The organism is Sporomusa aerivorans (assembly GCF_041428895.1).
Classification (GTDB): domain Bacteria; phylum Bacillota; class Negativicutes; order Sporomusales; family Sporomusaceae; genus Sporomusa; species Sporomusa aerivorans.
Window position 1 is genome coordinate 4,181,545 of sequence record NZ_CP156926.1, and the last position, 20,919, is coordinate 4,202,463.

21 protein-coding genes are annotated in these 20,919 nt (G+C 46.7%); all 21 read right to left on the reverse strand.

Annotated elements, in window-relative coordinates:
* Positions 1-5 precede the first annotated feature (5 nt).
* Positions 6-1,190, reverse strand: coding sequence for a CaiB/BaiF CoA transferase family protein (locus SATMO3_RS20255; protein WP_371371546.1), 1,185 nt, complete (start codon positions 1,188-1,190; stop codon positions 6-8).
* A 180-nt stretch (positions 1,191-1,370) separates the two neighbouring features.
* The gene (locus SATMO3_RS20260; protein ID WP_371371547.1) at positions 1,371-2,726 is read right to left on the reverse strand and encodes an SLC13 family permease; all 1,356 of its coding nucleotides are present in this window, start codon (positions 2,724-2,726) and stop codon (positions 1,371-1,373) included.
* A gap of 322 nt (positions 2,727-3,048) precedes the next feature.
* Positions 3,049-4,350 (reverse strand): SLC13 family permease, encoded by a 1,302-nt coding sequence (locus SATMO3_RS20265; protein WP_371371548.1) that lies wholly within the window; start codon positions 4,348-4,350, stop codon positions 3,049-3,051.
* 120 nt (positions 4,351-4,470) lie between these two features.
* A complete protein-coding gene (locus tag SATMO3_RS20270) occupies positions 4,471-4,626 on the reverse strand; it encodes a hypothetical protein (RefSeq protein WP_371371549.1) in 156 nt (51 codons plus the stop codon).
* 13 nt (positions 4,627-4,639) lie between these two features.
* On the reverse strand, positions 4,640-5,797 hold the full coding sequence (locus SATMO3_RS20275; protein WP_371371550.1) for a sodium ion-translocating decarboxylase subunit beta: 1,158 nt from the start codon (positions 5,795-5,797) through the stop codon (positions 4,640-4,642).
* Between the two features lie 130 nt (positions 5,798-5,927).
* On the reverse strand, positions 5,928-6,323 hold the full coding sequence (locus tag SATMO3_RS20280) for a biotin/lipoyl-containing protein (RefSeq protein ID WP_371371551.1): 396 nt from the start codon (positions 6,321-6,323) through the stop codon (positions 5,928-5,930).
* Between the two features lie 38 nt (positions 6,324-6,361).
* On the reverse strand, positions 6,362-6,628 hold the full coding sequence (locus SATMO3_RS20285) for an OadG family transporter subunit (protein WP_371371552.1): 267 nt from the start codon (positions 6,626-6,628) through the stop codon (positions 6,362-6,364).
* A 47-nt stretch (positions 6,629-6,675) separates the two neighbouring features.
* Positions 6,676-8,205, reverse strand: coding sequence for a carboxyl transferase domain-containing protein (locus SATMO3_RS20290; protein ID WP_371371553.1), 1,530 nt, complete (start codon positions 8,203-8,205; stop codon positions 6,676-6,678).
* 27 nt (positions 8,206-8,232) lie between these two features.
* Positions 8,233-8,655 (reverse strand): methylmalonyl-CoA epimerase, encoded by a 423-nt coding sequence (mce, locus tag SATMO3_RS20295; protein ID WP_371371554.1) that lies wholly within the window; start codon positions 8,653-8,655, stop codon positions 8,233-8,235.
* A gap of 112 nt (positions 8,656-8,767) precedes the next feature.
* Positions 8,768-9,706, reverse strand: a complete 939-nt coding sequence (meaB, locus tag SATMO3_RS20300; RefSeq protein ID WP_371371555.1) for a methylmalonyl Co-A mutase-associated GTPase MeaB — start codon at positions 9,704-9,706, stop codon at positions 8,768-8,770.
* 37 nt (positions 9,707-9,743) lie between these two features.
* Positions 9,744-10,136: a cobalamin B12-binding domain-containing protein gene (locus SATMO3_RS20305; RefSeq protein ID WP_371371556.1), complete on the reverse strand. Its 393-nt coding sequence runs from the start codon at positions 10,134-10,136 to the stop codon at positions 9,744-9,746.
* A gap of 20 nt (positions 10,137-10,156) precedes the next feature.
* The gene (locus SATMO3_RS20310) at positions 10,157-11,776 is read right to left on the reverse strand and encodes a methylmalonyl-CoA mutase (RefSeq protein WP_371381762.1); all 1,620 of its coding nucleotides are present in this window, start codon (positions 11,774-11,776) and stop codon (positions 10,157-10,159) included.
* A gap of 104 nt (positions 11,777-11,880) precedes the next feature.
* Entirely contained in the window at positions 11,881-13,389 is a 1,509-nt protein-coding gene (locus SATMO3_RS20315) for an acetyl-CoA hydrolase/transferase family protein (protein WP_371371558.1), read from the reverse strand.
* A gap of 471 nt (positions 13,390-13,860) precedes the next feature.
* Positions 13,861-14,505: a redox-sensing transcriptional repressor Rex gene (locus SATMO3_RS20320; RefSeq protein ID WP_371371559.1), complete on the reverse strand. Its 645-nt coding sequence runs from the start codon at positions 14,503-14,505 to the stop codon at positions 13,861-13,863.
* A gap of 204 nt (positions 14,506-14,709) precedes the next feature.
* The gene (locus SATMO3_RS20325) at positions 14,710-16,437 is read right to left on the reverse strand and encodes an NADH-dependent [FeFe] hydrogenase, group A6 (protein WP_371371560.1); all 1,728 of its coding nucleotides are present in this window, start codon (positions 16,435-16,437) and stop codon (positions 14,710-14,712) included.
* Between the two features lie 61 nt (positions 16,438-16,498).
* Positions 16,499-18,289, reverse strand: coding sequence for an NADH-quinone oxidoreductase subunit NuoF (gene nuoF, locus SATMO3_RS20330; RefSeq protein WP_371371561.1), 1,791 nt, complete (start codon positions 18,287-18,289; stop codon positions 16,499-16,501).
* A gap of 28 nt (positions 18,290-18,317) precedes the next feature.
* Entirely contained in the window at positions 18,318-18,683 is a 366-nt protein-coding gene (locus SATMO3_RS20335; RefSeq protein ID WP_371371562.1) for a ferredoxin, read from the reverse strand.
* The gene (locus tag SATMO3_RS20340) at positions 18,670-19,233 is read right to left on the reverse strand and encodes an ATP-binding protein (RefSeq protein ID WP_371371563.1); all 564 of its coding nucleotides are present in this window, start codon (positions 19,231-19,233) and stop codon (positions 18,670-18,672) included. Before SATMO3_RS20340 ends, SATMO3_RS20335 begins: the two co-directional genes overlap by 14 nt.
* A 9-nt stretch (positions 19,234-19,242) precedes the next feature.
* Positions 19,243-19,752, reverse strand: a complete 510-nt coding sequence (nuoE, locus tag SATMO3_RS20345; RefSeq protein WP_371371564.1) for an NADH-quinone oxidoreductase subunit NuoE — start codon at positions 19,750-19,752, stop codon at positions 19,243-19,245.
* 60 nt (positions 19,753-19,812) lie between these two features.
* The gene (locus tag SATMO3_RS20350; RefSeq protein WP_371371565.1) at positions 19,813-20,556 is read right to left on the reverse strand and encodes a PHP domain-containing protein; all 744 of its coding nucleotides are present in this window, start codon (positions 20,554-20,556) and stop codon (positions 19,813-19,815) included.
* On the reverse strand, positions 20,553-20,894 hold the full coding sequence (locus SATMO3_RS20355) for a DRTGG domain-containing protein (RefSeq protein WP_371371566.1): 342 nt from the start codon (positions 20,892-20,894) through the stop codon (positions 20,553-20,555). Before SATMO3_RS20355 ends, SATMO3_RS20350 begins: the two co-directional genes overlap by 4 nt.
* Positions 20,895-20,919 lie beyond the last annotated feature (25 nt).

The window sequence follows — 20,919 nt, forward strand, 5'->3', positions numbered from 1 at the left end:
CTAGTTTATATAACTTTATTCTCTTTTAGCTTGCCAATCTCCTGTATGCTCAAACCTAAAAGTTCTTGTAAAATTTCCTCGGTATGCTGACCTAACAATGGAGCCGCCCTGTCGATCGAACCTGGTGTTGCTGATAATTTTATCGGAATGCCAGCCATTTTTATATTACCGGCCTCCGGGTGGTTGGTATTTACTATCATATCACGGGCAATAATCTGAGGATTAACCACTACTTTATCAATAGTATTAATTGGTCCACAGGGAATTCCGGCCGCTTCCAGCTGTTCCAGCCACTCGTCAATTGATTTCTTTATAAATACAGAATCCAGTATTTCTTTTAAAGAGGCGACATTTTGCGTCCGCAGAGCATTCGTAGCAAAGCGTGGATCCTGACTTAACTCGGATTTACCAATCAGACTGCATAGTTTTTCAAATAATTTTTCATTCCCGGCCCCGACAATGACAGAGCCATCCTTAGCCGTAAACGCCTCAAACGGTGTAATAGAGGGATGACGGTTGCCCAATGGTTCGGGAACCGTACCTGATACCAGGTAGCGGGCAATAGCATTTTCCAGAACAGCCAGTTGACAATCTAACATGCCAACATCAATCATTTGTCCTTTGCCGCTTTTTTCCCGGTGAAAGAGCGCCATCTCAATACCGATTACAGTAAATAAACCGGCAATAATATCACCAATCGAGGCGCCGACACGAACCGGCGGTCCGCCTGCCGGCCCGGTGATACTCATAATGCCGCCCATGGCCTGAACAATAACATCATAGGCCGGTTTATCCCGGTAAGGGCCTGTCTGGCCAAAACCCGAGCAGGCGGCATAAATTATACGGGGATTTATTTCTGCAAGTTTATCATAGCCGAGCTCAAATTTTTCCATGGTTCCCGGACGGTAATTCTCAACAACAATATCCGCTTTTTTCACCATCTCCCGGAATAAGGCGCGCGCAGCCGGATTTTTTAAATTAAGAGTCATAGATCTCTTATTGCGGTTAAGGCTCATAAAATATGCGCTTTCTTTGCCGACAAACGGGCCGAAGGCCCGTGAATCGTCACCAACTTCCGGTGCTTCAATCTTGATTACATCAGCGCCAAAATCCGCTAACATCATGCCAGCATACGGACCGGCCAGCACTCTGGTCAAATCCAAAACAACCAAATCCTGAAGCGGCTTCATATAACCATCCTCCCAGTTGATAAAAATTTGCTCTCGTTAAAGCCAAGCTGCTTCCTATGCGTCCGGGAACGTAAATGAGTACGAAACCATTTATTTTAGTATGTACTGAAACAAAAAACACGAAACAGGCAATAAAAAACAATGGGCCGGGTTTAACCCCGACCCATTGATCACTTTTTGTTAGAAGCCAAGCAGCCCGAAGAAAACATAGCACACGATAGCGCCAACAACTGACATTGCCAAACCCCAAATTAGAAGGTTACGGAACAATTTAGCTTTGTCTTCATGCTCACCGGCGCAAGCAATGCACAGTGCGCCAAGAGTGGAAAGCGGTGAAGTATCTACCAGATGTGCACCAATGTTTATTGAAGAGATCATGGCAACAGGATTGCCGCCGCCAATTTCTTTAACAAGACCGGGAACCATCGGCAGGAACATCGGCATTACAACACCGGAAGAACTGGAATATGCCGAGATAATACCCGGTATCAGACCCAGCCAGAAGTTAATGCTGGTAGGATTGGAGATAGCGCCAATCATTTTAACCATAGCATTTAAGCCGCCGGCTTGATCCATTACGTCAATTAATACAGAAACACCGCAAACCATCATGATAACGCCCCAGGGCATTACTTTAACAGACGCTTTACTGTCGCCTGAGCCAGCAAGCATCAAGACGCCTGACAGAACGAAAGCTACAGAACCTACGTTGGAGAGCATATTCGCCAGCCATGCATTGGCTTTAAAGAAATCCTTGAACGCTGGCAGACCGGGAAGAACAACCATTAAAATCAGAACAAATACCATAGCGAGGGTCAACCATTGATGCTTATTAAAGGGCTCAGGTTTTGGAGCCAGCTCATCAATATTAAGACTGGCGCCGCGTTGCTTTTGAATCCAGGCCCAGCCGCCGAGAACGAAGAAGCCGCCGATATTTACAAGGCCTTGGGCCAATTCTGAGTTAAAATGAATCTTCCAGGCTAAACTGTTTAGCTGCTCTGCAGGAATGCCCAATCCAGGAGCCATTTTTGCAATAATGCCGTTAGAAATAATTCCTGTTGGTGCGAAAGGAGAAAAAGCTGCGCCGTTAGCAGCGCCGACAACGATCAGAGTCATTAAGAATGCAGGCATGCCTACACGGGCCGCAATTGCCATGGCTACAGGCGCCATCAGAGCGCAACCGGCAATATTGCCAGGTCCAATGGTTGTTACAAAAGTTGTCAATGCGTACACAATCAGTGGAATAAGAGCTGTATTACCTTTACAGAGACGAACAGCATATGAGGTCAACTTCTCCATTGTCCCGTTGGTTTGCGCCATACCGAACATGAAGGTTACGCCAACCAGAATCATAAACAGGCTTAGCGGGAATGATCCCATAACTTTAGCGCCTGTCAAACCACCCCAGATACCGCCGACAATAATGGCAAATCCAATGCTCAAAAATCCTACGTTCAAATCTTCATTTACACAACTAATAATTACAACAATTGCCAGAGCAACCATTGACATTATTGCTGCCGTTGAGATCTCCATGAACAATTCCTCCCCACGCTGTAAGTTGGTTTTTTAAGTAGTTAAAACAACAACCGGAATTTACTTAATATACTATTCCACTATTTCCTGCCGTCCATACCCCCTTTCGCAATAAATTCTCATTTCATAATTGTTAGGTAAAACATACTAGTCTGAAAAATTTAGAGTAAAAAAAAATTATATCTTCATAATCACATAATTCGATAATAAAAGATATAATCCTTCTTATTCTGACACATTACGATAAATTTTTCCTTTTTTCTACATAAACCAATGAGACGGAAGAGGGAGGATCCCCTCCCCCGCCTGATTTTATTCTACTTTATAACCCGAGAAGCCCGAAAGCTACATAGCACACAACCGCGCCCACAACTGCCATGGATAAACCCCAGAGCATGAGGTTTCTAAACAGTTTAGCCTTGTCTTCATGGTCAGCTGCGCAGGCAATGCACAGCGCGCCAAGCGTAGACAGCGGTGAAGTATCAACAATATGTGACCCAATATTGATGGAAGAAATAAGCGCTACTGGGTTACCACCGCCAATTTGTTGAATGATGCCAGGCACCATCGGCAGGAACATAGGCATTACCACACCGGAAGAACTCGAATAGGCCGAGATAAGTCCGGTAATAAAGCCCAGTACACCATTAACAGTGGTAGGGTTAGAAATAACAGCAATCATTTGGACGAGAGCGTTTAAGCCGCCGGCCTGATCCATGATATCGATGAGAACCGACATACCGCATACCATGAGGATTACACCCCAGGGCATTGCCTTAACGGCTTTGGCATCATCAGCAATACCGAACAGCATGAAGATAGATCCGATACCGAACGCTACTGCACCAACATCCCATTTAAGAACAATTACGGACAGGACTAATGCAGCAATACCAACCAAGGTAGCAATCTGCTTGGTATCAAAAGGTTCAGGCTTTGGTGCAATTTCATCAATATTAAGAGCCGATGAACCACGTTGTTTACGCATCCAGGCTAAACCGCCGAGTAGAAAGAAACCGCCAAAGTTGACAATACCTTGCACAACTTCCGAGTTAAAATGAACTTTCCATGCTAAGCTGCTAAGTTGATCAGCAGGAATCCCAAGACCAGGAGCCATTTTGGCAATGATGCCATTTGAAATAATGCCTGTCGGTGCAAACGGCGAGAATGCAGCTCCATTTGCAGCGCCCACTACCAGAAGAGTCATGGCAAATGCCGGCAGGCCAATACGACCGGCAATTGCCATAGCTACAGGCGCCATAAGGGCAGTAGCGGCGATATTGCCAGGGCCGATTGTTGTCACAATGGTAATAAGCACAAACAGGATAATGGGAATTAACGAGGTATTGCCTTTTGCTAAACGGACGGCATAGGCACTGAATTTTTCCATAGTGCCGTTAACCTGTGCGCAGGCAAACATGAAGGTAACACCAATCAAAATCATAAACAGTCCAACCGGCCAGCCCTTAAAGATGGCTGCAACTTTCATGCCGGAGAACAAAATTCCAACAAGTAATGCTGAAGCAATACCCAGGATACCGACATTCATTTCCTTAAAGCAGGAAATGAGAACTACAATGGCCAGCGCTATAATGGACGCCAGAGCAGCGGTACTGATTTCCATAATTTTTCTCTCCCTACTACTTTAACTAGTCCAGCTAAACTATGTCATTTATTTTAGCAAGAGAATCAGCTTACGTATTCAGGTGCAATTTCGGCATGTTTGCTAGGACCTATAATTTAATTATTCTTCGTCGTCTTCTTCGTCTTCATCTTCTACCGGCGCCGGGAACGCAGCATGCAAGGCTTTGGTAGCTCCAATGAAAACAGCGATAACGGCGAACATTGTCGGCAGGGCTACTGCCATCAGGGTTATAGCTTTTGAAGTTGCACTTTCCATTTATTTACCTCCCCTATTTCGCCAGTGCCGGAATCAGGGCAAGTACCAAACCGCCGGCTACAACAGATGCAACCTGACCGGCAACGTTTACCCCAATCGCGTGCTGGATAATGAAGTTAGTGGGATCTTCTTTAAGAGCCATTTTGGCAATTACACGGCCTGACATCGGGAAAGCCGAAATACCGCAAGCGCCAATCATCGGATTGATCTTTGTCGGGCTGAACATATTTAAAAGTTTTGCAAAAAGCACGCCGCCAACGGTATCAAATACGAAGGCAACAGCGCCAAGGCACATGATCAGGAGAACGTCGAAAGTCAGGAAGCGGTCAGCAGACATTGTGCCGCCGATGGTGATACCAAGAACAAGGGTAACAAGGTTAGCCAGTTCGTTTTGGGCGCAGTTCGAGAGGTTCTCAACAACACCGCTTTCTCTTAAGAGATTACCAAACATCAAGCTGCCAATAAGAGCAACTGAGATCGGCGCAACGATACCGGCGATAATTACAATCATAATCGGGAACAGGAATTTTGTGGTTTGAGAAACTGGTTCTTCACCTTCAAAGCCCATTTTAATTTTGCGTTCACTTTCAGTAGTGATGGCTTTAATAACAGGCGGTTGAATAACAGGAACCAGTGACATGTAGCAGTAAGCGGCAACAGAAAGAGGTCCTAAGAGTTCTTGAGCAAACCGGCTAGCTACATAAATAGTTGTCGGGCCGTCGGCTGCGCCGATGATGCCGATAGAGGCAGCATGCTCAAAAGAGAAACCAACAAAGGTTGCGCCAATAGCAGTGGCAAATATGCCAAACTGAGCGGCAGCGGCGAAAAGCATTACTGACGGGCGGCGAATTAGCGGTGCAAAGTCGCACATCGCACCAATCGCAATAAAGATAAGTACAGGGAACAACTCATTAGCAATACCTGCGTTATAGAGTACAACTAGAAACCCCTCTTCACCGGGTACGTTAGATATTGCGGAAGAGTGAGGAATATTGGCCAAAACTGCGCCAAAACCAATTGGGAGAAGGAGCGAGGGTTCATAGTCATGTTTTACGGCCAGGTAAATCAGCAGAGCGCCGATTGCCCACATAACTACGTGCTTCCAGGAAAGTCCAATGAAGCCCATGAGCAGTTCGTCGAGCCAAGGATACTGGTGAATCAATGCTTCCATGTGTGTTTTGTACCTCCTAATATGTTTTAATAGAAACATCATGTTAATAATATAAAGTTTGCATAATATCAACAGTTTTTTAGGAAATAGTGCGGCGATCGTTACCGCACTATTTCCCTGCATTCAATTATTAGCCAAGTACAGCCATAACTTCGCCAGGTTTTACATTCTGGCCGGCGTTTACGTTGATGGACTTAACAGTACCATCGGCCGGTGCGCCGATTTCGTTTTGCATTTTCATAGCTTCAAGAATGAGGATTATATCACCTTTTTTCACCTTTTGTCCTGCTTTTGCTAGAACTTTGCTCACTTTACCAGGCATTGGTGCGGCTACAGGAGTATCGCCGGCAGAAACTTGGGCAGGAGCTGCGGCAGGAGCTGCGGCCTTAGGAGCAGGAGCTGCAGCAGGTGCTGCGGCAGGAGCAGCAGGTGCTGCCGGACGCGGTTGAGCCGAAACGGCACCGCCTACCTCTTCTACTTCAACCTCATAGGTACTGCCATTAACGGTAACATTAAATTTTTTCATTGTAACGGACCTCCATTCATTGATGGTGTTCTATTCGTTTAAGCAAACTGACGGCTATCCATAACTTTCTGTCGGCCGACATTTGCCCATTGATTGCCAGTGCGAGTAATCCTTACAGCCAAATTACCTGTCCCCATCATCGCGCAGATACTGGCGGTAATTACGGCAATAACTTCGGGGCTGATGCCTTCAGCCTCAACAGCTACAGGCTCAGCCGAAGCTTCAGTTGCTGCAGCCATTGATTTTTTCTTTTTCTTGGGCTTCGGCGGCTCAGGTTTGCCGAATAAGGAGTCAAAAAAACCCACGTTAACTATCCCCTTTCTTTCCGCTTCGAAAGTTTAGGTGAGAGAGATTACAGCGGAATATTGCCGTGCTTTTTAGCTGGACGCTGTTCGCGCTTGCTAGCCAGCATATTGAGCGCCGTAATAATACGCGGACGGGTTTCTTTCGGCTCGATAACCTGATCAACGAAACCACGTTCTGCCGCCTTATACGGGGTGGCGAAGTCTTCCACATATTTAGCTGTTTTGGCTTCAGCTTCAGCATCGCCGCGGAAGATAATGTTCGCAGCACCGGCAGGTCCCATAACCGCAATCTCTGCACTCGGCCAGGCCAAAACCTGATCGGCGCCCAAATCCTGGGAGCACATAGCCAGATAGGAACCGCCGTAAGCTTTACGGGTAATAACTGTAACTTTAGGAACAGTTGCTTCCGAGTAAGCATACAACATTTTAGCGCCATGACGAATAATGCCGCCATACTCTTGGTCGGTGCCCGGCAGGAAGCCAGGAACGTCGACAAGGTTAACTAATGGCAGGTTGAAGGCATCGCAGAAACGGATAAAGCGCGCAGATTTGTCCGAAGCATTAATGTCCAGGCAGCCAGCCATTACATTAGGCTGGTTGGCGATGATACCTACAGGCTGACCGTCAAAACGGGCAAAGCAGGTAATAATGTTTTGGGCGAAATGTGCACAAACTTCATAAAACTCGCCATTATCAACAACAGATTTGATTACATCTTTCATGTTGTAAGGCTGATTGGGGTTATCCGGCAAGAGGGTGTTCAGGCCATCGTCCATACGGTTGGCATCATCGCCGGTATCAGCAATAGGAGCATCGTCGAGGTTGTTGCTCGGCAGGAAGCTCAAGAGATAACGAACTTGCTGCATGCAGTCGTCATCATTTTCGGTTGCAAAATGAGCCACGCCCGAAGTAGAGTTGTGGGTCATAGCGCCGCCTAATTGTTCAGCGGTTACTTCTTCAGCAGTGACTGATTTGATAACCTGCGGACCGGTAATAAACATCTGGCTGGTATTTTTAACCATGTAAATGAAATCTGTCAGAGCCGGGGAATAAACAGCGCCACCGGCGCATGGTCCCATAATTACCGATATTTGCGGAATTACACCGGAAGCCAGGGTATTCTCATAGAAGATTTTCCCGTATCCGGACAAAGCATCAACAGCTTCCTGAATACGCGCACCGCCGGAATCATTAATGCCGATAAGCGGGGCACCCATTTTCAAAGCCAGTTTTTGTACCTTTACGATTTTGGCAGCATGCATTTCACCAAGCGAACCGCCAATTACTGTAAAGTCCTGGGCAAAAACATAAATCAAACGGCCGTCTACTGTGCCGTAACCGGTAACTACGCCTTCGCCCGGAGCTTCTTCTTTCTCCATACCGAAGTTAGTGCAACGATGACGGACAAATTGATCCAGTTCTACAAAAGTACCTGGATCTAATAGTTTTTCAATACGCTCACGGGCAGTAAGCTTGCCAGTGGCATGTTGTTTGTCAATACGCTTTTGGCCGCCGCCCTGTTTTACCTTTTCCTGGCGTTTTTTCAGGTCATCAATTTTTTCCTGGATTGTAGCCATTTAGAAAAACACCTCCATTACTTGGAACTACTTTCTTTCAGAAAGCTCGAGTAAAATACCGCCAGTGGCTTTCGGATGTACGAAAGCAATGCTGGCGCCGCCGGCACCATAGCGCGGTGTCTCGTCAATCAGGCGAACACCCTGCTCTTTAAGATCGGCAAGTGCATTTTCAATGTTGTCCACGCGCAGTGCGACGTGTTGGATGCCTTCCCCGTTCTTTTCAATGAATTTTGCCACCGGACCATCGGGAGAGGTCGACTCCAAAAGCTCAACTTCGCTGTCACCGCAAGGGATAAAGCAAACTTTAACCTTTTGCTGCTCAACCACTTCTTCGCCCATAGCAGTCATGCCAAGCACATCAGTATAAAACTTTTTAGCTTGTTCCATATCCTTTACTGCAATACCGATATGATCGACTCTGAGGACTTTAAATTTGCGTGCATCAACCATAGTTCTTACCTCCTATTAAGAAATTTGATTGGGTTTCCAATCTTAGTATATAATACCATATTTTAAGATCAGGTACTATAAGTTCCCACCCGATACTCTAACTTTTCCGCATCTAACGTAAAACCTGACGCAATAAGTCATTTACTACCGTATAGGGATCTTTTTCCCGTTTTTCAACAGAGGCCACTAAAGCGTCAAAGCTTGTACCTGTTGTAATATGTTTAAGTACATAACGGCCGATCTGTTCGTCAAGCAAGGCCAGCAGTTCGTTCTTAGTTCGTTCTGTCCGCCTTACCGCCAGCTGACCTGAAACTTTCAAATGGCTGATATGTTCTTCAATTACTTCAATTAACTCATTAATGCCTTCGCCTTTACTGGCCACCGTCCGTTTTACCGGCGGTCGCCAATCGACCATCGTCTGATTTAAATCAAGCATCATTTCGATTTCCGTGTTTAACCGGTCGACACCATCACGGTCGGCTTTATTTATGGCAAAAACATCGGCAATTTCCAATATTCCTGCCTTGATGGCCTGAATATCATCCCCAAGTCCCGGTACCAGAACTACCAGGGTAGTATCTGCCGCTTTGATTACATCAACTTCCGATTGCCCGACCCCGACAGTTTCGATAAAGATAACATCCTTGCCGGCAGCATCCATTATTTTGACTGCTTCGGCTGTTTTGCGGGACAGACCGCCAAGGCTGCCGCGTGTACCCATACTGCGAATGAAAACACCTTCATCCAAAGTCAGTTCATTCATACGGATACGGTCGCCTAAAATGGCTCCCCCGGAAAAAGGACTTGTTGGATCAACGGCAATGATTCCCACCGTTTTTCCCTGACTGCGGTATTCCTTAGCGAGTTTGTCGGTAAGCGTACTTTTACCTGCGCCAGGAGGACCGGTAATTCCGATTACATGGGCTCTGCCGGTATGCGGATAGAGCTTTTGCATGATTTCGGCTGCTTCATCGTATTCGTTTTCCACAGCGGTGATGGCGCGGGCCAGGGCCCGTTTGGACCCTGCCAGCACCTCTTCTATGATATTCATCTATATCACCTGCACAGTTCTATAGTTAGAAACTGTATTATTTTACGTTAGCTTTGATAAATTCAACAATACTGCCAGTCGGTGTTCCCGGAGTAAATACTTCTGCCACGCCGGCAGCTTTAAGGCCAGGAATGTCAGCATCAGGAATTACACCGCCGCCAACGATAAGTACATCACCAATACCTTTTTGTTTGGACAGTTCTACCACGCGCGGGAAAAGGTGATTGTGAGCGCCGGATAACAGGCTTAAAGCTACAACATTCACGTCTTCCTGCAGAGCTGCTTCCACAATTTGTTCCGGAGTCTGGCGCAGGCCAGTATAAATTACTTCAAAACCGGCATCGCGGAGAGCGCGGGCTACGACTTTGGCGCCGCGGTCATGACCGTCCAGGCCAGGCTTTGCTACCAATACTCTAATACGTTTTTCCATCGTTGTCCCTCCTACTCAGCTTATAGGCTTACATGCGCTTCGTATTCACCGAATACTTTACGCATTACGCCACAAATTTCACCAAGGGTTGCATAGGCTTTAACTGCTTCAAGAATGAGCGGCATAAGATTGGTGTTCTCATCTTTGCAGCCTTCTTCCAGTTTTGCAAGTGCAGCTGTAACAGCGGCATTGTCGCGGCGGGCGCGAAGATCAGCCAGCTTTTTCTTTTGCAGTTCGCCAACAGAAGCGTCAACGCGCAGCAAGCCTTCCACTGGTTTTTCTTCAACTTGAAACTGGTTAACACCAACGATAACCCGTTGTTTGTTTTCCACTTCCATTTGCCATTTGTAAGCACTTTCCTGAATCTCACGCTGAATGTAGCCTTTTTCAATAGCCACAACAGCGCCGCCAAGATCATCAATCTTAGCAATGTATTCCCAGGCTTCTTTCTCAATTTGGTTAGTAAGAGCCTCGATGTAGTAAGAACCGGCCAGCGGGTCAACGACATCGGCTAAACCGCTTTCGTAAGCAACGATTTGCTGGGTACGAAGGGCAATACGTACGGAGTCCTCGGTCGGCAAAGCCAATGCCTCGTCTTTGGAGTTGGTGTGGAGTGATTGAGTGCCGCCAAGTACTGCTGCTGCTGTTTGCAGGGCAACACGGATAATGTTGTTGTCAGGCTGCTGGGCAGTAAGCATGGAACCTGCAGTTTGGGTATGCACACGCAGCATCCAGGATTTGGGGTTGGTTGCGCCAAAACGCTCTTTCATAACTTTGGCCCATACACGACGTGAAGCACGGAATTTAGCTACTTCTTCAAGAACGTTATTGTGAGCATTCCAGAAGAAGGATAAGCGTCCGGCAAAATCGTCAACGTTTAAGCCGGCTTTGATAGCGGCGTCAACATAGGCGATACCGTCGGCAATTGTGAAGGCAATTTCCTGCGAAGCGGTGGAGCCGGCTTCACGGATATGATAACCGGAAATGGAGATGGTGTTCCAGTTAGGAACATTTTTGGAGCAGTATTCAAAAATATTAGTAATAAGACGCATGGAAGGCTTCGGCGGGAAGATATATGTGCCGCGGGCAGCATATTCTTTCAGGATATCGTTTTGGATAGTGCCGTTAAGCTTGTCAGGGCTTACACCTTGTTTCTCGGCAACAGCGATGTACATGGCCAGAAGTACGGAAGCAGGAGCGTTGATGGTCATGGAAGTAGATACTTTGCCAAGATCAATGCTGTCGAACAGGATTTCCATGTCGGCCAGTGAGTCGATGGCAACGCCTACTTTACCCACTTCACCCTCAGAAATAGAATCATCGGAGTCATAACCAATTTGAGTCGGCAGGTCAAAGGCGCAGGATAAACCAGTACCGCCCGACTCTAACAGGTAACGATACCGTTTGTTGGATTCTTCAGCAGTTGAGAAACCGGCATACATACGCATGGTCCAGAAACGACCACGGTACATAGTAGGCTGTACACCGCGAGTGAATGGATATTGTCCGGGGAAACCGAGATCTTTTTCGTAGTCGGTACCCTCGATATCAAGCGGCGTATAAAGCCTGTTATGAGGCAGGTTCTTACGCTCAGGGAATTTGGCCAGTGATTTTTCCACCTTGCCGGTGTACTCAGCCATCTTTTGTTTTAAGCTATCAGTGTTAGCTGTGCACATGTTCTAAACTCCTCCTTTAGTATGTAGTTCTTAGTGCGTTTCGAAAGGCCAATTACAGGTTAGCCCTTCTATTTTATTTTCATACTGCCTGTTTCCAGGAAGCGAGTATGCCAGGATAAAGCTTCAGTTAAAATATGCGGGGTATGTGCGTTGCCAGTAGCCTTTTCAGCCCGCTCCAGGTAATCCATAAGCATCGGCTGATAGTCAGGATGTGCGCAGTTTTTAATAATAACTCTGGCGCGCTCTTTCGGGCTCAAGCCGCGAACATCGGCAACACCGCGTTCGGTGATAAAGACATCAATATCATGTTCGGTATGGTCAAAATGCGAGCACATAGGCACAACAGATGAAATATCGCCGTTTTTGGCAATTGAATTTGAGAAGAAGAAGGTCAGGTAGGCATTACGGGCAAAATCGCCTGAGCCGCCGATACCGTTCATCATCTTGGTACCCATGATATGGGTTGAGTTAACATGACCATAGATATCGAATTCAATGGCGGTATTCATGGCGATAACACCAATGCGACGGGCAATCTCCGGGCTGTTGGCGACCTCTTGCGGCCGGAGCAGGATTTTCTTCCGGTATTCACCGATATTTGCATACAGGCGTTTCAATCCATCCGGCGACGGGGTAATGGATGTACCCGAGGCGAATGTAAGTTTACCGGCGTCAATAAGATCAAACATACCGTCTTGAATAACTTCGGTATATACGGTCAGGTTTTCAAATTCAGAATCAGCCAGACCGGCGACTACGGCATTGGCTACTGAGCCTACGCCGGATTGCAGCGGCAAAAGATTAGCAGGCATACGGCCAGCTTTGATTTCTTCCTTTAAGAAATCAATTAAATGTCCGGTCATAGCCCGGGCATCATCGTCAATCGCAGCCAGCGGACGAACATCGTCCTTTATGTCACAAGGAACTATGTAAGCGATTTTATCAGGACTGCAAGGAATATAAGGCGTGCCAATACGGTCATCGGCTTTCACCAGCGGAATTGGCTGACGATGCGGGGGGTCCAACGGAATATAGACGTCATGCATACCTTCCAGTTCAAGCGGCTGGGCGGTGTTAATTTCAACAATGACAAAATCGGCGCTTTGCACAAAAGAAGCGGCATTGCCCAGTGAAGTTGTGGGTACAATATGACCTTCTTCGGTAATGGCGCAGGCTTCGACAATGGCTACATCCACTTTGCCCCCGAGAAATCCATACCGGGACATTTGCGCCACATGACTTAAATGCAGGTCAGTGTACTGGACAGCGCCACTATTGATCGCTTTCCGCATAGTATCGTTTGTTTGATAAGGCAGACGTTTGGCGATACCGTTAACACCCGCCAACGCACCATCAAGCTCTTTGCCTACCGATGCGCCTGTCCATAAGTTAATTTGGAAATTTTCCTGTTTCATTCTTTCAGCCAGTGCCATCGGCACTGCTTTTGGATAACCGGCTGGCGTAAAACCGCTGGTTCCAATGTTCATTCCCGGCTTAATACTGGCTGCCGCCTCTTCTGCGCTCACAATTTTCGCTTGCAAGGCTTTGTTTCTTACGCGGTCCTTAATGTCAATCATTGCGCACTCTCCCTTCGAATCACTAATTTATATAGTTTTTAGGTATAATCGTTGTTATTGTTAGGAAAACGGCAAAAATTATTCCCTACGGCATTCACAATACAATACAGCTAGTTGTGCCTCACCTATAGTTATCATACCAAAAAACGATTGGTAAAAATCTTACATATTAATGACAAATTCTTGCAAAATCTTACAAATTATTACACAATAAAAAAGCACCTTGGGATTATTTTGCCTTAACAAAACAAGCCTAGGTGCGCACTTACTAGTTATCCACTAACCGATTAAGGCAGCAGACCATAAGAGCGTAATATCTACGATATTTCCAACGCGGCCATACTGCCGTTTGTCCATATTATAAATACTGACTATGATGATATTGTATTGTACTATGTATATTCTCCAAAGCAAACCGAATTCCTGCTACTTTTTAGCAAGTTGTAAATTTTTTTTGAAATTATTTTAATATTATCCATTTTGCCGCGAAAGATAATACGACATGCTGCTTAAGCCTACTGACAAATCTTCGCTGACTACGTGAATATTGGCGGGAACATCCAGCTTAATGGGAGCAAAGTTCCATATGCCTTTAATGCCGGCGGCCACAAGCAACCCTGCAGTATTTTGAGCATACTCGGCCGGCACTGTTATTATACCGATTTTAATTTCCCGGGCCTGGATAATTTCCGGCATTCTGTCGATATGATAAATTTCCACTTCATTAATATACCGGCCAATTTTATCAGGATCTACATCAAAAATAGCTTGCAGATGAAACCCCTGCGGCGAAAAATTGGCATAATTAGCCAGGGCCCAGCCCAAATGTCCTACCCCTACTATGGCAATATTCCATTTTCGGTTAAGTCCCAGGATTTCACCAATGTTACGCATTAGTTCACGCACATAATAACCGACGCCTTTTTTCCCGAATTCTCCGAAAGCTGATAAATCCTTCCGTATTTGTTCGGGGGTAACCCCGATCTTCCGTCCCAATTCGTCGGAAGAGATTATCTCTATACCTTCTTCCTGGCTGAGTTTAAGAGTACGGTAATAGAGCGGTAACCGGTCAATCGTCGCTTTCGATATTACCGCATTTTCTTTGCTTTCCCTCATAAACATGCAACTCTCCCTAGCAATAATTAGCGCGCAATTAAGCAGCCTACATTCTCATATTCATGTACTGTATTCTCACTCACACTGCAAATTCCTTCTTCAAACTGTAAAAAACCCCTATATTTGTAATATCGTTTCTCAAATACCCGCTGATTATGCAAAATGCTAATAAAAAGAGATGTCCCTTTGGGACATCTCTTTTTATTAGCATTTTTTCTGTGGATGATAATGGGTATGAAGAAGGTGATGGGATTTTTCACCCAGCGGTTTTCCTAACCATGTATCATAGAGTTCTTTAACAGCCGGATTGTCATGTGATTTTCGCAGTTCACAAGTTCTATCGCATTCGTAGATTGAATCAATACGGTTTTGACGATGTTCTGCCGAGGTGATAATTGGCTGTCCGCCACCGCCTGAACACCCTCCCGGGCAGGCCATGATTTCAATAAAGTGATAATCGGCTTCACCGGCGCGGATTTTATCCAGCAGCACACGGGCATTGGCCAAAGTATGAGCTACGGCAACTTTAGCCGTTAAGCCCTCTTTCACAGGTACTGAAGCTTCTTTAATACCCGACATGCCGCGCACAGCCTGAAACTCAATATTTTCGAGTTCATTCCCGGTTACCATTTTGACAACCGTCCGGAGTGCAGCTTCCATTACACCGCCGGTCGCGCCGAAAATCATACCGGCGCCCGAGCCTACACCGAGCGGTGCGTCGAATTCAGATTCCTGCAGGCCATTGAAGGCTAGACCGGCTTCACGGATCATACGGCTCAATTCCCGTGTTGTCAGAACATAATCCACATCCTGATAACCACTGGAATTCATTTCCGGCCGCTTAGCCTCGGCCTTTTTAGCCGTACATGGCATAATAGATACAGAAACAATATCTTTAGGCTCAATTCCCGCCTTTTCAGCATAATAAGTCTTAGCAACAGCGCCAAACATTTGCTGCGGCGATTTGGCGGTTGACAGGTGATCTAAAAGATCAGGATATTTCAGTTCGATGAAATTAACCCATCCCGGGCTGCATGAGGTAATCATCGGCAGTTTGCCGCCTGTAGTTAGACGGTCGATAAATTCCGAGCCTTCTTCCCAGATGGTAAGGTCGGCGGTAAAGTTTGTATCAAACACTTTATCAAAACCCAGCCGTTTTAAAGCTGTTACCATTTTACCGGTAACAATGGAGCCGTGCGGCAAACCAAGCGCTTCCCCCAGCGCAACACGTACGGCAGGCGCCGTCTGCACAATTACATGTTTTGTCGGGTCACTGATGGCATTCCATACTGCCTGGGTATCATCCTTTTCAACAATAGCGCCAGTCGGACATACTGCGGCACACTGACCGCAATACGTGCAGGCTACTTGGTCCAGACCCAGGTTAAACGCGGGGACTACGGTAGTGTTAAAGCCCCTGTTGGCGAAGCTGTACACATGTACGCCCTGGCGCTCACTGCAGGCACGGATACAGCGTCCGCATAAGATGCATTTGCTTTGGTCACGGACAAGTGACGGGTTATTATTATCCAGAGGATAGTTTTTCTTTTCGCCGTCAAAGCGAATTTCTCTTATGCCGAGGTCGGCGGCAATATCCTGCAGCTCGCAGTTTTGATTACGTTGGCAGGACAGACAATCGGTCGGGTGGTTGGCCAGCAACAGCTCAACTACCGTTTTGCGCGCTTCGCGTACAGCGGCTGTATTCGTACGGACTACCATGCCTTCGTTAACAGGAAAAACACAGGATGCTACCAAACTGCGGGCGCCTTCCACCTCAACCATACAAACGCGGCAAGCCCCTTCCACACGCAGTTCAGGATGATAGCACAAAGTCGGAATTTGTATTCCGAGCGAAGTTGCCGCTTCCAAAACAGTCGATGTTTTCGGCACAGCTATTTTTTGCCCATCGATTGTTATATTAACCATTTCCATCGTTGTGTCACCCTCTCTTTACCCAATCATTCTCAGTACTTTTAACAGTTGAACGGCAAGCTTACGCTTTAATAATCGATTTGAACGGACACTTGTCGAAGCAGGCGCCGCATTTGATACACTTATTGACGTCAATTTCATGTATTGCTTTAACCTGGCCGCTGATTGCCTCAACCGGGCATGCCTTTTTACACAGACCGCAGCCTTTGCAGGTTTCGGTGATGCTGTACTGCAAGAGATTGGTGCAAGCTCCGGCCGGACAACGTTTTTCTTTAATATGGGCCTCATATTCGGACCGGAAATAATGCAGTGTAGACAATACCGGATTCGGAGCAGTTTGCCCTAAGCCGCACAGAGCCGTAGTCTTAATATTTTTAGCCATGGATTCCAAGAGTGCAATATCGCCTTCACGGCCTTGCCCCTCGGTAATCCGGGTAAGAATTTCCAGCATACGCTTAGTGCCTTCGCGGCAGGGCGTACATTTACCGCAGGATTCGGCTTGGGTAAAGTTGAGGAAGAATTTAGCAACGTCAACCATGCAAGTGGTCTCGTCCATAACAACCAGACCACCCGAGCCCATCATAGCGCCTGCTTGAATCAGCGAATCATAATCTACTGGCAAATCCAGCAAGTGCTCCGGCAGACAGCCACCGGACGGCCCGCCGATCTGTACGGCTTTAAATTTTTTGCCGCCTTGAATACCGCCGCCAATTTCAAAAATAATTTCCCGCATGGGGATACCCATGGGTACTTCGGCCAAACCGGTATTATTAATACGACCGGTAAGGGCGAATACCTTGGTGCCTTTACTGCGTTCGGTACCAATGGAGGCATACCATTCAGAACCTTTGGTGATGATTTGCGGAACGTTGGCAAACGTCTCGACATTGTTAATATTGGTAGGCTTACCCCATAGACCGGAGATAGCCGGGAACGGCGGCCGCGGACGCGGCATACCGCGTTTTCCCTCAATTGAGGCTAAGAGCGCAGTTTCTTCGCCGCATACAAAGGCGCCAGCTCCTTCTTTAATTTTCAGTTTGAATTTGAAACCTGTCCCTAAGATGTTTTCACCCAGGAGTCCCAGTTCTTCAGCCTGCTGAATAGCAATTCTCAGACGTTTTATAGCCAGCGGGTATTCAGCCCGCACATATACATAGCCTTCGTCAGCGCCGATAGCATAGCCGCAGGTAGCCATACCTTCAATGATCCGGTGAGGATCTCCTTCCAATACGCTGCGGTCCATGAACGCGCCCGGGTCACCTTCGTCGGCGTTACATACAACATATTTTTTCGTGCCGGGAGCATTGCGGGTAAATCCCCATTTCATGCCAGTCGGGAAACCGCCGCCGCCCCGGCCCCTCAGCCCGGACTTTTTAACTTCTTCAACCACATCTTCCGGTTTCATTTCGGTCAACACTTTGCCCAAGGCTTCATAACCACCCTCGGCAATATATTCATTAACGTCCTCCGGATTGATATGTCCGCAGTTGGCCAATACCATCCGCATCTGTTTCTTATAAAAGTCAATTTCGTTATAGCTGGGAATCTTTTCATGGGTAATAGGCTCTTTAAATAAGAGGCGTTCGACAATCCGTCCTTTATAAAGATGATTCTCAACTAATTCCGGTACATCACTTTCCTGAACGCGAACATAGAAAGTGCCTTCAGGATAGATTATTACCAATGGACCCATTTCACAAAAGCCATGACAGCCAGTCTCAATAATTTTAACTTCTTTATCTAACCCTTTTTTGACCAGTTCTTCCCGGAATGCGGCTTCAACCTTTTTTGAGCCAGAAGACACGCAGCCGGTACCGGCGCAAATGAGCACATGCGCTCTTATATGTTCCATTATATCCCCTCCTGTTACTCTACCAAAATTATTCAGTTATTTTACCGATAGCAAGTTCTGCTACGATCCGTCCGTTTATTACATGTTCGGAAATAATTTTGGGGACATCTGCCGGTGTCACTCTGCCATAAGTAATGCGCGGTTCACCCGGGCGCACAACATCAAGCAGAACTTCCTTTTCGCACATACCGATGCAACCAGTCTGACAGACTTTAACGTCCTCAAGCTTGAGCCTGGCGACTTCCTCTAATACAGCGGTCATAACTTGCCTGGCACCGGCAGCAATGCCACAGGTACCCATGCCGACAATTATTTTAATGCCACCCTCGTGACGCAGATTATTTTGAGACTTAAGTTGTTCCCGCAGGCGTTTCAAATCTTCAATTGTTTTCATCTTCAGCACCTCCGTACAAATTGGCTATGTTATCTGATAAGTACCCATGCAGCCAGACCAGAACATCAGGCTGCGTTAACGGAATACCATCCAATATATTGGCTAGCTCCTGGGAAGAAACCGAAATACTTCTGTTGTTAACGGTATGATTATATAAAAAGAGCAAGTCCGGGTTAGCAACAAGTATACTCTTAATTGTTTCTACCAGATTCCCCATTGGCGGTCTATCAAAGTGGCTGTGCTGATACATTGCCTCAACCACAGTACCCTTGCCAGGCGTCGAATCAATTCGCAAATACCCGCCGCAGCGTTTAGTAGACATGTCCATCAGCGGCAATCCCAGGCCAATACGCCGCGTGGTCCGGGTAGTAATAAAAGGGTCAATCACAAGTTGGCGAAGCTTTTCATTCATACCTCGCCCGTTATCAGAAAGCCTAATAACCATGCTATCTTTTACTAAATCTTCAACGATTGTTAATTCAACTTGCGTCGCTCCGGCTTCAATTGAATTCTGAACCAGGTCAAGTATATGAAGAGATATTTCACGCATTGTCTAAATTTAGGCGTATTTTGCCAATAACTCGGTAATAATGTCGGGAGTCAGACGACCATGGGTATCGTCATTGACCATCAGTACCGGAGCCAAGCCACAGGCACCAATACAGGCCACTGTTTCCAAAGTGAATTTCAGATCCGGAGTAGTGCCGCCAGCCTTAACCTGCAAATTGTCTTCCAATGCTTTGAGGATGCCTTTCGCACCGCGCACATGGCAGGCAGTGCCTTGGCAAACACGGATAATGTTTTTGCCGCGGGGATTGAGATGGAATTGGGCGTAAAAAGTTACCACTCCATAAATTTGGCTAACGGGGATGGCCATCTTTTCAGCAATACACTGGATAACTTCCCGTGGCAGATAGCCATAAGCATTTTGCGCTTCCTGCAGTACCGGGATAAGAGCTCCTTTTACACCCTGGTATTTGACCAGAATTTCGTCCAGTCGGTCCAGAGCCAGCTTGTTGACTTCACCGCCACCACAGCAGCAGCATTTCGTTTCCTTGTCGCTGTTCATGTTAACTTCCTCCTTATGAAAAAAAATCACATATTCTGGTAACGTTATAGTTAATAGTGGTCAAACCACCACCTTTCGCATGTTTTGTGCTAATAATGCCTGCCGGATTTCCCCTAGTGTAGGTTGTTCAAGGTAAAAAACTGTTTTGGGTCCGTAGACAAAGTCTTCCATTACATGGGCATCCGAGGCTGTTATTACAGGCAAGCTGCCAATAGCGGGAATACGTTGTACAGCATCCTCTACAGGCATATGCCGTGATACCTCCACTGCCGCCAAATCAACATCAGGCGGGATAAAGCCAAGCTGCGAAATAATACTGTAGGTCGGGCGGTCTACATGACTGGCAATGCATATCCCGTCAAGGCGCTTAACAGCCGCAGATATTTCCGCCACTCCGGCAGTTAATGAGGCAAGTAAAAGTTCGTTTTTTTCTGCGACGAAGTTGTCATCGGCATCAACAATAAATTGAGCGCCAAACCGCTCAGCATCATTGAGACGGCCGGACATGTGCTCCTGGATAAATTTCTCCCAGGCATTCAGTTGCCGCATCTTTTCAAATAGAACAATAAGATGAGCTTCCTCTTTACTTTCAACTTCCATTCCAAGCAATACGGTGACGTCAGTACCTTTGGCCGCTTCTAAGGCAGCAGTAACATTATCGCAGGCGTTGTGGTCAGTTATGGCAATTATATCGACTTTATGCTGCACGGCATGCCAGACAATATTTCGGGGAGTCATTTCGATAGCTGCACAGGGTGATAATAATGTGTGCACATGCAAGTCTGCCACAAACTGACGCATCATTCCCCTTTTATACCTAGCTGGTATAAGCGGCCAACTACCTCAAAAGATGTAAGGCTGGTGGTCAGAACAACAATTTCCTCAGTTCCGGCTTTGCGAACGGCATCTTTTTCAGGTTCAACACTTCCGGCGATGATTACGGCTGACAATCCGGCCAGCGAGGCCACCGCCACAATATTCTGATGTCCCTGCATGGTCACCCATATGTTACCGGCACGCGCCTGTCCCATCACATTGCTTAGCAAATCGGAAGCATAACCACCACTGATCTCTTTACCCAGGCTGGCTTGACCTGATACTACTTTTAGAGGCAATGTATTCACTAACTCTTGAACAGTCACATATACTCCTCCCATTATGATTTTA